General features: G+C 54.0%; 13 protein-coding genes. 2 read left to right on the top strand and 11 right to left on the bottom strand.

Going from position 1 to position 14856, the window contains the following annotated elements:
- Positions 1 to 1206: a phosphoserine phosphatase SerB gene (serB, locus tag ACT3RU_RS05190; protein WP_087109541.1), complete on the top strand. Its 1206-nt coding sequence runs from the start codon at positions 1 to 3 to the stop codon at positions 1204 to 1206.
- A gap of 73 nt (positions 1207 to 1279) precedes the next feature.
- Here the strand turns inward: serB and ACT3RU_RS05185 are convergent, their stop codons facing one another.
- The 7 genes from ACT3RU_RS05185 to ACT3RU_RS05155 form a co-directional block, all read right to left on the bottom strand.
- Positions 1280 to 2113 (bottom strand): DUF6694 family lipoprotein, encoded by an 834-nt coding sequence (locus tag ACT3RU_RS05185; RefSeq protein WP_483392551.1) that lies wholly within the window; start codon positions 2111 to 2113, stop codon positions 1280 to 1282.
- A 172-nt stretch (positions 2114 to 2285) separates the two neighbouring features.
- Positions 2286 to 2672, bottom strand: a complete 387-nt coding sequence (locus ACT3RU_RS05180) for a Na+/H+ antiporter subunit G (protein ID WP_483392550.1) — start codon at positions 2670 to 2672, stop codon at positions 2286 to 2288.
- Positions 2673 to 2709: 37 nt separating this feature from the next.
- Positions 2710 to 2979, bottom strand: a complete 270-nt coding sequence (locus tag ACT3RU_RS05175) for a K+/H+ antiporter subunit F (RefSeq protein WP_087109537.1) — start codon at positions 2977 to 2979, stop codon at positions 2710 to 2712.
- Positions 2973 to 3470, bottom strand: a complete 498-nt coding sequence (locus tag ACT3RU_RS05170) for a Na+/H+ antiporter subunit E (RefSeq protein WP_087109535.1) — start codon at positions 3468 to 3470, stop codon at positions 2973 to 2975. The genes ACT3RU_RS05175 and ACT3RU_RS05170 overlap by 7 nt, the downstream gene beginning before the upstream one ends.
- The gene (locus tag ACT3RU_RS05165) at positions 3467 to 4978 is read right to left on the bottom strand and encodes a monovalent cation/H+ antiporter subunit D (RefSeq protein ID WP_087109533.1); all 1512 of its coding nucleotides are present in this window, start codon (positions 4976 to 4978) and stop codon (positions 3467 to 3469) included. The genes ACT3RU_RS05170 and ACT3RU_RS05165 overlap by 4 nt, the downstream gene beginning before the upstream one ends.
- Complete coding sequence (locus ACT3RU_RS05160; protein ID WP_483392549.1) at positions 4975 to 5307, bottom strand: Na+/H+ antiporter subunit C; 333 nt, start codon at positions 5305 to 5307, stop codon at positions 4975 to 4977. The genes ACT3RU_RS05165 and ACT3RU_RS05160 overlap by 4 nt, the downstream gene beginning before the upstream one ends.
- Positions 5307 to 8138, bottom strand: coding sequence for a monovalent cation/H+ antiporter subunit A (locus ACT3RU_RS05155; protein ID WP_483392548.1), 2832 nt, complete (start codon positions 8136 to 8138; stop codon positions 5307 to 5309). Before ACT3RU_RS05155 ends, ACT3RU_RS05160 begins: the two co-directional genes overlap by 1 nt.
- Before the next feature lie 306 nt (positions 8139 to 8444).
- Between ACT3RU_RS05155 and ACT3RU_RS05150 the strand changes: the two genes are divergently transcribed.
- The gene (locus ACT3RU_RS05150) at positions 8445 to 9287 is read left to right on the top strand and encodes an ion transporter (RefSeq protein ID WP_483392547.1); all 843 of its coding nucleotides are present in this window, start codon (positions 8445 to 8447) and stop codon (positions 9285 to 9287) included.
- A gap of 125 nt (positions 9288 to 9412) precedes the next feature.
- Here ACT3RU_RS05150 and ACT3RU_RS05145 read toward each other — a convergent pair whose 3' ends face one another.
- From ACT3RU_RS05145 to ACT3RU_RS05130, 4 genes are all read right to left on the bottom strand, one after another.
- The gene (locus ACT3RU_RS05145; RefSeq protein WP_483392546.1) at positions 9413 to 11434 is read right to left on the bottom strand and encodes a pyrroloquinoline quinone-dependent dehydrogenase; all 2022 of its coding nucleotides are present in this window, start codon (positions 11432 to 11434) and stop codon (positions 9413 to 9415) included.
- An 8-nt stretch (positions 11435 to 11442) separates the two neighbouring features.
- Entirely contained in the window at positions 11443 to 11802 is a 360-nt protein-coding gene (locus tag ACT3RU_RS05140; protein WP_483392545.1) for a hypothetical protein, read from the bottom strand.
- Between the two features lie 347 nt (positions 11803 to 12149).
- Positions 12150 to 13322: a sialidase family protein gene (locus ACT3RU_RS05135; RefSeq protein WP_483392544.1), complete on the bottom strand. Its 1173-nt coding sequence runs from the start codon at positions 13320 to 13322 to the stop codon at positions 12150 to 12152.
- Between the two features lie 17 nt (positions 13323 to 13339).
- Entirely contained in the window at positions 13340 to 14848 is a 1509-nt protein-coding gene (locus tag ACT3RU_RS05130; protein ID WP_483392543.1) for a tripartite tricarboxylate transporter permease, read from the bottom strand.
- Positions 14849 to 14856: the final 8 nt, after the last annotated feature.

The raw sequence follows: 14856 nt of genomic DNA, 5'->3' as shown, positions 1-14856 counted from the left end.
ATGACAAAACGTTGTTTAATTCGTGCAACCGGTATGGCGCGTTCCGGTCAGCTAGAGGGCTTTGGAAAAGTGTTGGCCCGCACGAACGCCCAGCTTTTGGATATTAATCAAAGCGTGACGTTTGGCATGCTCTCTCTGGAAGCCCTGGTGGGGCTTGAACACGATAACGCGTTGGAGGCGACGCTCAGTGAGGCGGGCGATGCGCTAGGGCTGGATATTCAGGCGATTACGGTTAACCCCGGCGATTATCAACGCTGGAGTAATGAGGCAAGTCAGCCTCGTCTGATTTTGACACTGCTGGCGCCGCATTTACCGGCAGGCATACTGGCTGAAATCGGTATTTTAACGGCAGAATTTGGGTTAACAGTCGAGCTGATTCACCGGCTTTCTGGGCGTGAATCGCTGGACGGTAGCGCGCCTTCCGGCGGTGCCTGCGTTGAGTGCTGGTTACGTGGCGACGAGGCGAATATCGAAGCGCTGCGCGAAAAGGCGTTGGCACTAGGAGGCGAACATGGCGTGGATATCGCCATCCAGGAAGACTCGATCTGGCGGCGCCATCGCCGCCTTGTGTGCTTCGATATGGATTCCACGCTGATCAAAGCCGAAGTGATTGATGAGCTGGCCCGGCATCACGGGGTGGGTGATGAGGTTGCCGAGGTGACCGAACGGGCCATGCGTGGCGAGCTGGATTTTCAGGAGAGCTTTCGCGAACGCATGAGCAAGCTGAAAGGCCTGGATGAGTCGGTGCTGATCAAGATTGCCGAAGAGCTGCCGTTAATGGATGGCGTAGAGCGTTTGATGGCTAATTTAAAGCGCTTCGGTTACCGCACCGTGATTCTATCCGGGGGCTTTACCTATTTTGCCCGCCATTTACAGGAAAAACTCGGCTTTGATGAGATTCATGCTAATGAGCTGGTGATTGAGAGCGGTAAAGTCACTGGTGAAGTGACGTTGCCGATCGTTGATGCTGAGCGCAAGGCAGAGCTTTTGGAGCAGATTGCGCTGCGCGAAGGCTTTACGTTGGAGCAGACCATTGCTGTGGGCGATGGCGCCAATGACCTGAAAATGCTGGCTAAAGCGGGATTGGGTATCGCGTTTCGAGCCAAGCCGTTAGTACGCGCTCAAGCGCGTCAGGCGATCTCGACACTGGGCATTGATGCCGTGCTGTATCTGATTGGTTATCGCCAAACGGACCTGATTGATTAAGTGCTTTTCGGCTAGCCAATGAGTCGGTGCGTAACGTACCGACTCAATAGTACGCGCTATATAAATCCGACAACTACTGGGTGGTGGATAGTGCAATGCCCTGATACTCGTGGTTCAGGTGCTCAAGCCTTTCTACCTCGCTCTTACTGAGTTCAGGCGAATCCCATAACGGGTTGCCTTCTGCATCGTCAAGGCCTTCAACGGTTACCGTGAGCGTTACCTCGCTGGGTATTTGCGTGTTTCCCCAGGCGCTAAAACGATTAGGTGCCAAGCGCCACATGGCCGTTTCACCTGCTTCAAGACCGCCCGCAATTACATAGTAAAACGTTTCATCAACCCAGGGCGCGGACCGGTCAGCGCTGGTCACAACACCTCTTAAAAATACTTGCGAGACGGCCTGCTCCGTATGATTGGTCACCTCAATATCCAGCGCTGGTTCCGGCGTGCCGTATGGGCTTTGGCTTATATAATAGCGTGCGCTATCAATGCTAAAGCGTTCCCGTTGCTCGCGGTCTGTAGCTGCCCGCGCTTGCTTTTCAGTCAACCGGGCAAGGGTTGAGAGCGCCTGCTGACGCTCTCTGGCTCGCCTCTCGCGTAGAATATCGTCGGCGCGTTTAATTACCTGGTCGCCCGTTAAACCATGCATGCGAACGTTGGCCGATTCAGCGATCTCGGCTGCATTCATTCGCTTAGTGCTAAGTAAGGCCATACTGCCAAAGTTTGGCATCGCCATAATAGCGAGCGCTTTATCAAACTCATCGCGCTTATAAGCAGGCATCGCTTCACGTACATTCTCAATTGAGACAACCGCGGCCGGCATGGAGCTGGTATCTATTTTGGGGTCTGAGCAACCGGCTAACACACATAGCGATAGCGTAATGGCAGACAGCCGTAGGAGGCTCCACATACATTCACCTCATTATGGTCAAAAACGCTGTGGAGCTTACCGGAAAGCGCTAACGACCACTACTATCTCTGTCATTGTTAAGCGCTTTACCTATCGATTGTGGGCTGTGGAAGTTTAGAAACCGTGACCGTGTAGAGACTGTTTTTCTCACTACAGGGCCATGGCCGGAGGGCTAACCGTGGCCTTTGTCGGGATGGGGGACGGGTTTATCACCGACTTCCTCTGAGCGAAGCTCTATCGGTTTGCCTTGCGTTTTTTGGGTATGCTTCAAACGCAAGTGCAGGCCGGTTTTGGCAAGCAAATGGGCGCTGACAGGGGCGGTAATAAACAGAAATAGTGTGATGAGCAGCTCCTGAATATCAATGTGACCATCGACGCTCCAAAAATAACCCATTGAGGCAATCAGCATGCAGCCAATACCCAGCGTAGTGGCCTTGGTAGGGCCATGCAGGCGCATATAAAAATCGCGTAGGTGAGCCATTCCCAGTGAGCCGATAAATACGAATACGCCGCCGGTGATAAGCATTAAGGAAATAAGTGCTTCTACAAAGATCGGCATGGCGACGCCTCCGGGTGATACGAGACAGAAAATGCGTTCATTCGATAATGTCTCCGCGCAGAATGTATTTGCACACGGCCACGGTGCTGATAAAGCCCAGCATGGCAATCAGCAGCGCCGACTCGAAATAGGTTTTGCTGTTAAGCCATAGCCCCAGCAGAACAATCAGTGCGATGGAATTAACGTACATGGTATCCAGCGCCAGTACGCGGTCCGGGAGGTCTGGCCCCACGGTAAGCCTAAAGAGGTTCATTAGCAGTGCCATGACGACAAGCGCCAGGGTAATGTACAAAGCAATGCTTAGCATTCGTAAATCTCCTTGAGAGGGCGCTCATACCGCTCGCGGATCTGCCTGATCAGTTCCTCTTCATCATCAACATTTAGAGCATGGATTAATAGCGATTGACCGTCGAGACGCAGGTTGGCTGATACCGTGCCAGGCGTCAGACTGATGGTGCTGGCCAGCAGCGTAATGGTGAAGCGCTCCTCCAGCATTAAAGGGTATTCAATAAAATGTGGCGTTAGCCTGCGCCAAGGGTTGGCCACTAGACAAGCCACCTCAAAGTTGGCGACGACGATATCCTTTAAAACCCTCAAGATAAACCGCAGCAGCACCCAGGGCTTTTTGATGCGTAGAGTCGTGTCCCAGAACTGATAGGTCACCAGTGGAATGATAATGGCCAGTATGCCGCCCAGCACGATTTGCCCGGGGGCGTAACTGCGTGCAAGCAGCAGCCAGACGCCCAGTAATAATAGCGATAAAACTGGCGTCGGCAGCCAGGAGCGCGGGGTAATCATGGGGCATCTCCTGCATCAAGTAGCAGCGTGTCGATCAAGATTTGTGGCTGTGATAGCTGCTCGGCCGTTGCCTGGGTGTAGCTACTGATGGGCCCCGCAAAAAGGGTCATTAAGGGGGCCGCGCTTAGCAGCCAGATGACGGCAAACCATTGGCGGCGTGGCAACGCATTGCCGCCTAAACTGCCGCGATAGCTACGCCAGAAGATCGTGGAGCCTGCGCGTGACAGAGCAATCAAGGCTGCCAAACTAACCAGCAGTAGAGTAGGCCATAGCCATAATCGCTGAGCACCTTCAGCGGCGTTGAGCACCAGTGCTTTACCCAAGGCGCCGGAAAGTGGCGGAACGCCCACAACGGCGACAGCACCTACAAGAAACAGTAACCCTAACGCCTTGCCTTGGGTCATGGGACGGCTTTTCACCAGCCGAGTCCCCGCCTTGCCGCGCTGCAATCCGATCATTTCGGCCAGCAGGAATAAACCACCCGTAATCAAGGAGGTATGAATCAAATAGTAAAGAAGCGCTGAAGTCGCTTGCTCTGTTCGCATGCCCACACCGACCAAAAGCGTGCCCACCGACAGCAGCACAAGGTAAGCGACCAGTAGTTTCAGATCTCGGGCAGCCATAATGCCTACCCCAGAGGCAACGAGCGTTGCCAAGCCGAGCCACCATACCCATGGCTGCTCCAGTGCGGTCAGTGCGCCCGCGCTTTCGCCAAAAATCAGCAGATAAACGCGCAGGATGGCGTAGATGCCGACCTTGGTCATAATGGCAAAGAGAGCCGCCACCGGGGCGGGCGCCGCTGAATAAGCGCGCGGTAGCCAGAAATAGAGCGGCAAAATGGCGGCTTTCAAGCCAAATACCACCAGCAACATTAACGCGCCAGCGGTCACCAGGCCTTGTCGTTCAGCAGGCAGTTCGGCTACGCGCAGAGCCATATCGGCCATGTTAAGCGTTCCCGTAGCGCCATAAAGCGTACCTACCGCTATCAGAAACAGTGAAGAACCTGCCAGGTTGAGTACTACGTAATGCACGCTCGCCTGGATACGTGCTTTGCCACCACCGTGTAGCAGCAGCGCGTAAGAGGCGAGAAGCAGTACTTCAAAAAAGACGAACAGATTGAACAAGTCGCCGGTTAGAAACGCGCCATTAATGCCCAGGAGTTGCCACTGAAAAAGGCCGTGAAAATTGCTGCCTTTTTCATCATCCCCTGCACAGGCAAATATCACGGCACCCACCGCAAGCAGAGCTGTGATCAGCAGCATCAAGGCAGATAGGCGGTCGAGCACCAGTACGATGCCGAAAGGCGCTTGCCAGTTGCCCAATGCGTAGTAAAGAATCTCGCCACGCATGGCTTGGCTAATCAGGCCTATCGCCACGGCCAATAATAGAACAGTGGCCACAACGCTCACGATACGTTTGTAGCGAACCAATCCCTGGCGCTGGTAGAGCAGCATAATGCCGGCGATCAACGGCAGGACGATAGGAAAAACAATCAGGTGTTGCATCATTCGCGGTCTTCCTTCTTACCGTCTACATGATCGTTGCCCACTTCACTGCGGGCGCGCATCGCGAGAATCACGACGAAAGCAGTCATTGCGAAGCCAATAACGATGGCGGTAAGCACTAGCGCTTGAGGCAGCGGGTCGGCATAAACGCCTTCGCCATGAACAATGGCCGGGCCGTCGGTGGTTAGCCCACCCATCGAAAATAGAAACAGGTTCACGGCGTAAGAAAGCAGCGTTAGACCTACCACCACGGGAAAAGTACGTCCCCGAAGCGTTAAATAGAGGCCACAGGTGCTAAGTACGCCGGTGGTGATTGCGTAAAGTAATTCCATCAGCTTTGCTCCTTGGCGGGTGGCGGCGTGACCTCATCGTCCTTGGACTCATCAGCCACTGGCCGGTGAGCCGTGGTGACCTTGCCCAGGTTGGCTAGAATCATCAGGGTGGCGCCGACGACGGCGAGATAAACGCCGAGATCAAACAGCAGGGCAGTGGCCAGCTCAAACTTACCTACTACCGGCAGGCTAAAGTAGCTGAAGGCAGAGGTCAGGAAGGGGTAGCCGAACAACCAGCTACCCAAGCCGGTTAGCGTCGCCACCGCAACCCCCGCAATGGCAACGGGTTGGAAGGGGAAGTTCAAACGCTGTTGCGTCCACTCCACGCCACGTGCCATATACAGAAGAATCAGCGCAACAGCGGTGATCAAGCCAGCGATAAAGCCGCCGCCGGGCTCATTGTGGCCACGCAAGAAAATAAACGCCGACACCAGCAACGCCAACGGCAATAGAGCTAGTGAAATAGAGGTCAGGATGGCCGGATAACGATCAGGTGACCAAACGCGGCCTTCTCCGTCGCTGTGCGGGATAAACAGGCGTAAACGGTTGAGCAATTTGAAAATCGCCAAGCCCGCCAAGGCTAGCACCGTGATCTCGCCCAGGGTATCGAAGCCACGGAAATCGACCAGGATAACGTTGACCACATTATGGCCGCCGCCGCCAGGAACGCTATTGGTCATAAAGAAGTTAGAGATCGACAGGGTATCTCGCGTCATCACCGCATAGTTAATGCTGGCGATGACAAGTCCCAATGAACCCGCTAACAGCATGTCGCGCAGATTGCGCTTGGGACTGGACTCGGGTGGCGTCTTTTGAGGCAGGAAAAAAAGCGCTAGCATCAGCAAAATCATCGTTACCACTTCCACTGAGAGCTGCGTCAACGCCAGGTCCGGTGCAGAGAAGCGCGCAAACGTAAGGGCTACAAAGAGTCCCACCACCGACAGCATGAGTAGTGAAATTAGCCGGTAGCGGTGAGTGGCGGCTGTGGCGATACCGCCAAAAATCAACATGCCAGCGCCTAGCAGTAGCACGCCATCAATTGGCTGGTTGCCTTTGGGGCCGGTAAGCTCGGTAATTTGCGATAAGCCGATAACGCCCATGATCAGCGTGGACAGCAAAAGCCAGCCCACAAAGCGCTGAAGCGAATGACCGTCCCAGGCGGCCACGAGTGCTTCTGCTCGTTGCTCAAGGCTGATCATTGCGCGCTCAAACACACGGCTTGCATCGACGCTGGCAAACGATTGGGCGAAATGACGTAGATCAGCATGGCGCCAGTAAAGGACAACACCCACAACAAATGCCACCATACTCATGATGAGTGGCAGGTTCACGCCGTGCCAAATAGCCAAGTGGAAATCCAACGGTTCACCGAGCACCGCTTGTGTCGCCAGCTCTAGCAGGTTATTGACCATCAGCGTGGGGAATAAACCTACCAGCATGCAGAGCACTACCAGCAGTTCGACCGGAAAACGCATCAGGTGTGGTGGCTCATGAGGCGCCTTGGGTGACGCTTCCTTCGCGGGCGCATAGAACACCGCATACACCAGACGTACCGAGTAGGCAACGGAAAGAATGCCACCTATGGCGGCCAGCGCAGGGATTAACCAACTTAATCCGCCCAGTACGGGCGTGGCTAATGTTTCAGTAAAGAACATCTCCTTGGAGAGAAATCCATTAAAGAAGGGTACGCCTGCCATCGCCGCAGCGGCCAGTGTCGTAAGTAGGGCAGTGATGGGCATGGTTTTGCGCAGCGCGCCCAACTGCTTAAGCTCACGTGTGCCGGTTTCATGGTCGATGATGCCTGCGCTCATGAAAAGCGCTGCTTTGAATGTGGCGTGGTTAACGATATGAAACAGCGCCGCCAAAACGGCCATAGGCGTGCCGATACCCAATAGCACCGTAATCAAGCCCAGGTGGCTAATGGTAGAAAACGCCAAAATACCTTTTAGGTCTGTCTTGAACAGGGCAAACCAGGCGCCATATAGCAGCGTGATTGAACCGATAAGCGGTACCACCACGCTCCAAAGCTCGCTACCGGCAATCGCTGGGTGGAGCCGGGCCATTAAAAAGATGCCCGCCTTAACCATGGTGGCTGAATGCAGATAAGCGGAAACCGGGGTAGGCGCCGCCATGGCATGCGGTAACCAGAAATGAAACGGAAATTGCGCCGATTTGGTGAAAGCGCCTAATAGGATGAGCGCCAGCATGATGGGGTAGCGTGGGTCCGCCACAATGGTGGCACCACTGGCCAGCACATCACTCATATTGAAGCTACCGGCCATATCGCCGAGCAGTAATAGCCCCGCTAATAGGGCAAGGCCGCCTGCACCGGTCACGGTTAGCGCCATACGTGCGCCTTTACGCGCATCGTTGCGATAAGACCAAAAGCCGATCAATAGAAACGAGGAGAGACTCGTAAGCTCCCAGAACAACCATAAAAGAATCAGGTTGTCGGACATTGAGATACCGACCATAGAGGCCATGAACAGCATCAGGAAAGCGTAGAAACGCCCTACAGGTTCATCTTTGCCCAAATAGAAGTGGGCATACAGCAATACGAGTAGGCCGATTCCCAGAATCAGGAGGTTGAAAAGCAAGGACAGGCCATCCAGACGAAAGGCAAGTGCCAAGCCAAGCTCAGGCATCCATTCAGCATGGAAGCGCAACGTTTCACCATCCAGAAGAGCAGGGACCTGAAGTAAGGTGAGTAGCAGGGCGGCAGCCGGTATCACGCTCGTCGCGAGCGAACACACAGAGCGGTCGCGTTGAGCGGTGATCAGTGGCACCAGTACCCCAAGCAACGGTAATAAGGCTATCCAAAGCAGTGTCATGGGCTCATCCAGCGCAATAAAATCTCAAAAAAAGCCGCAAAGTGAGGAGAATACACCTAGGGCCAAGGGTAAATTAAGCGAAACCGTAGAATATCACTTGTTTTGAAGATGTGCGGCTTTCGTATAATCGGTCCGCTTATTCAATGAACAAGAGCAAGTGATTGGGTGCTTGCCGTTGATGCACGCCCCAAACGGATGGCGGTTATTGCAGGTAGCATTTGCGTTGCCGCATGGGGAGGATGAATAATGCTTCTCATTTTTTAAACTATTTTTTGAATTTTCTATGCTTGCGAGAACTTTACAGCAATGAGCACTTCCTTTAGTACCTGGCAGGCACGCTTTGAAAAGCTGCGTAGCAATAAGTTTTTTGAGACGTTTGTGATTGCCATCATTGTGATATCGGCGCTGGTAATTGGCGCACGCACCTACGATGAGGTGAGCCGGTTTGAGCAGTGGCTCGGCGTTCTGGATATGGCGGTGACGGTGTTTTTTCTGGTCGAAATTCTGATCCGTATGGCGGCAGAGCCCAGACTGCGGGATTTCTTTAAGAAAGGCTGGAATGTCTTTGATTTTCTGATTGTTACCGCCAGTCTAATCCCCATGGACGAGTCGGAAATGGTATTGCTGGCGCGCTTGCTGCGCATCTTCCGCGTGCTGCGCCTGGTGTCAATGATTCCTGAGCTTCAAATGCTGCTGTCGGCGCTGATCAAATCCATACCGCGTATGGGATACGTGGTGCTTTTGATGTTTATCATTTTCTACATTTATGCCGCAATCGGCAGCTTCTTGTTCCACACCGTCGATGAGCAGCTATGGGGCAATATTGCACTGGCCATGCTAACGCTTTTCCAGGTAGCAACGTTTGAAAGCTGGGCCACCGCCGTTCTGTACCCGACGATGGAACACTTTCCCTATGCCTGGATCTACTTCTTAACGTTCATATTCCTCAACGCCTTTATCTTTCTCAATATGATGATCGGCATTGTGCTGGACGTCATGCAAAAAGAGAGCGCCCAGATGGCGCTGGACAATGGCGAAGGGGAAGAAGCTGAAATACAGGGATTACGTAGCGATGTTCGAGAACTGCGTGCTCAATTGGACCGGATGGAATCGGCATTGACAAAGCGTGATACAAACTCGCCTCAATAGAAGGCAGGCACGCACCATGCGGTAGCGGATACGGCTTCTTCGAACATGGTAGGAATAGATAAAGGGGCGGCCCGTGTTGCAAAACACGGGTCGCCCCTTTGGGTTATGGTGTTTACAAGGTACGGTTACTCCGGTAGGGCATAGACCACCAGTTGGTCGCCTACCTGATCTTTGACAATCGTATTGCCCCCGGCTACGAACGCCACATATTGTCGGCCCTCGTACTCGTAAACGGCAGGATTGGCGACTGCGGGCGCTTCCGCCTGGTCAGACCAAAGCTGCTCGCCGGTTTCAAGCGAGTAAGCGCGAAGCTTGGCGTCTATTGATGCGCCGATAAATATAAGCCCTCCTGCCGTGATTGCCGGGCCGCCAATGGTCGGTGAGCCCCAGCGCTCAGGCATGAAAAAACCATACTGCTGTGAAGCGCCCACCGGGCGGCGCCACTTCACATCGCCAGTGGTCATATCCAGCGCCACCAACTCGCCAAAGGGCGGTTCCCAGCAGGGCATGCCAAGCCAGTTAAGTGCTACTTCCAAGCGCATGCCGTAGGGCGCGCCCTCCTGGGGAGAGTACCCGCTTTCATTACCTGAGCCACTGTCGGCTTCTTCAAAGTCTTCACGATTAAATAGCTTCACGTACTGCACAATATGTGACGTATTGACGACGGCCGTTTGGTTAACCGGGTCAAAGGCCACGCCGCCCCACTGCACGCCACCGGCACTGTCCGGGTAGGCAAGTGTTCCTTCACCCTGGGGGGTGGGTGGGGTGTACATGCCTTCGTACCAAAGATCATCCCAAAGGGCGGAACACTGGCCAAAGCTCACCGCATCGGCCAGCGCCCAGATGTTGGGTTTCTCTGACTGGTCAAGAAGCGGGGCGGGTTTGGTGGGAAATGGCTGTGTGGGAGAGTAGACTTCGCCCTCTACCGTGCCATCACCACTAGGTACCTCGCGCTCTTCAATCGGCCATACGTCTTCGCCGGTTTCACGATTAACCACGAAGAGAAAACCCATTTTGGTGGCCTGCATTAACGCCGGTATCTCTTCACCATCGACCGTAATATCCATTAGGGTAGGTGCGGCGTTAATGTCGTAGTCCCATAGGTCGTGATGTACCCACTGGCGTGACCATACGACGTCTCCGGTTTCAATATCCAGTGCGGTCGTGGACGTGGCCAGCGGCACTTCCTCGGTGCGATTACCGCCCCAAAAGTTGGGCGAGGGCGAAGAGATGGGCAAGTATACAAGCCCAAGTTCTTCATCGGCTGCCATGTGAGTCCAAACATTGGCAGTACCGCTGCGTTCACGCACCTCTTCAGATAGCGCTTCAAAGGCCCACTCAAGCTCGCCTGTGCGCGCATTAATCGAGAAAACGGTACCCGAAGGGGCTTCACTGGTTGCCCAATCTTTACCCGCCCAGCCCAGGATAAGCCGGTCACCTACGACGGTGGGCGGTTGCAAGAGCGATAACGGCCAATCTTCGGGAATATTATTCCACTGGTTAACGTTCAAAACGCCGTTATCAGCAAAGTCTTCACAGGGTTCACCGCTATCGGCATCGAGTGCGAAAAGCTGAGCATCCATGGTGCCGAAGTAGATAATTTTATCGCAGGCATTGTCAGAAGGCTCGTCCGCTTCCCAGTAGGCTACCCCGCGGCTTTTAAGCGCTGGCTGGGTCAAGGCTTCAAGAGAGGATTCGGTATCAAACATCCAGCGCTGCTCGCCGGTGGCGGGGTCCAGGGCAAATACGCGATAAAACGGCGTGCCTATATAGAGCGTATCGTTGGCAAATACCGGGGTTGCTGACCAAACCGTGGGAGGAATATCGCCAGAGCCATCGGAGACATCGCCGGTATGAAACTCCCACGCTTTTTCTAAATTACCCACGTTGTCTACATTGATCTGATTCAGGGGGCTATATTTTTGCGCATTAAGCTGCCCGTGAAAGCTATCCCAAATGGCTTCTTCGGGTACTAGCGGAGTTGCCTGGCGGCTATTTGTCTCGTTTAAAGGTTCGCTATGCTCGGATGGCAGCGCTTGCGCCAATAGCGGTAACGGTGTGAACAGTAGAGCTAAAAGCAGGTTGCCAGTGAAACGAGAGGATGAACGCCCACATTGGCGTTGGGTATTTACATAATGAGCAGGCATAGAGCGCCTCAGGTCCGAGTGGGTTTAGAGGGGGAGCTTGTTATATCAACCATCAGCCCGATCAGGCCTATAACCATGGCGACGCCCAGCCACCACTGGTGTAAAAGCATAGCGGCGAAAAATGTCCCGGCCAGCCCAATAATAATAAGCGTACGAAGCGCGATGAGGCCGCCGCTGGCGTTAAGTTTGAAGAGCACCAGTGCCGCGGCAATGAGCACAACGCAGGCCAGAATAGCCACCAATGCGCCCAGCGTGCCGGTTACGCCGGTCAACGGTGTTATATAAGCGTAAGCAGAAATAAAAACACCTGCTAAAGCGGCTAAAAGCAGTACTCCTGCGCCCGTACGGCGTCTTTGTAATCGCGACATTGCGTTATCACTCCTGTGATGAATAGATTTGTTCCAATGTTTACCTAATTGTTTGTTTAAGCGTAGCAGACACCGGTAATTGAGGTGGCGCTAACAGAAGGTTTATGTACGAGACGGTTGCGAGGAGACGAGAGGGGATGCATCTGGTTGAGGGTGCTGGTAGATGCGTGGCTTGTTGATAGAGGATGTTATAGATATGCCACCATTTCATGGTCTCCATGCCATGTTTTCCAAGAAGTGGAGATGGTAAGTGACGGAAAAAAAGCGGTAACGTCGCCTTGTTTGCCTCGCCCTTGACAGCTCTCTATATCAGGCGAGGCTTTCAGTATCATTGGACTTGAGTTCGTTTATTTGCTGACCCACTCCTCACTCACGCGAACGTACTTGATACGTTGGCGAAAGTATGTGAAGGCAATATGCAGGTCGCCCTCTTGGCCCTGAATGATCGTGGGATAGGAGTACTCACGGTTTTTCTTTTCTGTCGAGTTATTGGTCATGCAGTAGCCGTCACCGATTTCCAGGTCGCGACGAATTGGCCAGCTGTGCCCGCCATCGGTTGAGACCGCAAGCGTCATGGGCGCGCGCGGTGCACCCCAGAAGGCTGACTTTCCAGCGTTGCTGGCTTGATCTACTAACTCGCCGTGATCCTCGGCGTCTTCAATATCGTCGTAAAGCGAGGCGCGCCGTTCGGCGTTAGGAGAGGCTCGGCGATGGTTATACACCAGTGCAAGGTGGCCATTGTCCAGGCAGGTGAACTGGATAGACGAGTTGTTGTTAGGCAGCTCGGTTGCCTCTGGTGCGCTCCAGTTAACGGCATCTTGCGAACGGCTCAGGTAGATGCAATCCGCCCAGCGGCTGCGATAAAGCGCGATGAACGAGCCATCTTTTAGTGGCTGAATGTTCATGTGTACACAGCCAACGCTTTCGGGAACGTCCTGCTGTTGCCAAGTATTGCCAGCATCCTTAGAGACCATGACGGCGCTGATATCATCGTTCCCGGTCCAGCGCTCGCCTTCGGCAACGCGGCACAGGAATACCGGGAGCACCCAGCTTCCATCTTTAGTGAACACAGGGGGCTGGCGAATAAAGATGCCTGGCGTTTTGAATAAATCTTCTGTCACGCTCCACGTCTTACCGCCATCGTATGAGCGTCGGCGACGTACGATGGCCGTGTTCTGATGACCGGATAACTGTGCAGTATAAATCAGCCACAGCGCACCGTCGGGGGCGGTGAAGAGTACGGGATTCTGCTCAGAACGGGTAGCATCGTCAGAGAGTTTGTGGGGCTCTGACCACTCTAGCTCACCTTTTGCGAGCCTTGCCACGAAGATGGAGATATCCGGCACGCCTTCCTGTGTTCCACCAAACCAGGCGCATAGGAGATCACCATTATCGAGTTCATGTAGAAACGAAGCGTGATTTTGCAGGCAGGGAGTAGGCAAGTACGCTTCTCGTCTTCCGCCATCAATCGCTGCAGTGTGCAGTTGACCAGCTGGGGGGAAGAAAGTGAATTCGTTCATGTTCATCCTCAAAATCGTTATTCAGGAGTGCTGGTTGCGACACGCGGGCGAAGTCTGATGCGTCGAAACACGTAGCGCAGCAGCGGTAAATAAAGAGGTAATAACGCTATGGCCCAGATCACAGCACTGATAGGGGTGATGAAGTCCAGATAGTTGCCGCGAGTGATCAAAAGCCCTCGAGCGATTTCGTTTTCAATGATCGGACCCAACGTCATACCGATGACGATAGGTGCACGCGGAATACCGGCCTTTGCCATGTAGTAGCCAAAGACACCGACGCCCAGCATGACCAGAATGTCCCACGGGTTATTGCGGAGCGCGTAAGCGCCGATGATGCATATCAGCAAAATGATCGGTAAAAGAATGCTCTCTTTCACCTGAAGCGCCCGAGAGAAAAGCTTGGCGCCTGGAAGGCCGATCAGCAGCACGATAAAATTGACGATGACGGTGGTGGCAAAAAACTGATAAACCAGTGGCGCATGGTCTCGCATTAATAGCGGGCCAGGTTGTAGACCGTGAATCATGAAGCTGCCGATGATCACTGCGGTGACGGCACCTCCGGGCAGGCCAAGGGTCAAGAGAGGGATTAGGGCACCCACGCCCGAGGCGCTGTTGGCGGTTTCAGAGCAGGCAATACCCTCGGGTTCGCCCGAGCCGAAACGTTCCCGGTATTTGGAAAGGTTACGCCCCTGACTATAGGAGATAAGTGAGGCCACATCAGCGCCAGCGCCGGGTATTGCCCCTACAATAGTGCCGATGCCGGTTGAACGAAGCTGAGCGGGAATCAGCCGTCTCAGTAACGGCCAAGAGGGCAAGACTTTGGATACCTGTACGATAGGCTGAGTGCGATGAGAAATACGCTCGAAGCGCTGCATGATTTCCGGAATCGCGAATAAACCGATAATCACCGCAATGAACGGGATGCCACCCATCAGGTAGGGCATGCCCATCGTAAAGCGGGGCTGTCCGTTGATTTCATCAAGCCCGACAGTGGCCAGAAAAAGCCCGAGCAGACAGGCAATAGCTCCCTTCAGGAACGACCCGCCAGAGAGTGAGGCGACGGCCATCAATGCCAGCACGGCAATGGCGCAATACTCGCGCGGGCCCAACGAAAGTGCGAACTGCGAGATCGGATAGGCGAGGACGATCAGTATCAGCGAAGCAAGCACGCCGCCGATGAATGACGATATGGTACTGAGCCCCAACGCCAGTCCCGCTTGCCCCTTGCGACCCATCGGGTAGCCGTCAAATACTGTGGTGACTGCCATCGCTGAACCGGGAATACCGATCACCGTGGCAGGAATCGAGCCACCAAAAACGGCGCCGATATAGATACCTAACAGGCAACTGATACCGGTGAAGGGGTCGAATACGAACGTTAATGGGCTGGCAATCGCCACCCCAAGCGAGGGAGATATCCCCGGCATGGCGCCTACTACAATGCCAATGGCGACCGCCCCGACCAGCAGCAGCAGAAGGATGGGATCCAGAAGGGATGCAAACCCTTGTATCAATAGCTCAAACATGCCGGGCT

This window comes from Halomonas sp. TP35, from assembly GCF_052375975.1.
GTDB classification, from domain to species: Bacteria; Pseudomonadota; Gammaproteobacteria; order Pseudomonadales; family Halomonadaceae; genus Vreelandella; species Vreelandella citrativorans.
The sequence above is the reverse complement of the archived record's forward strand: the minus strand, read 5'-3'. Positions and strand labels throughout refer to the sequence as shown.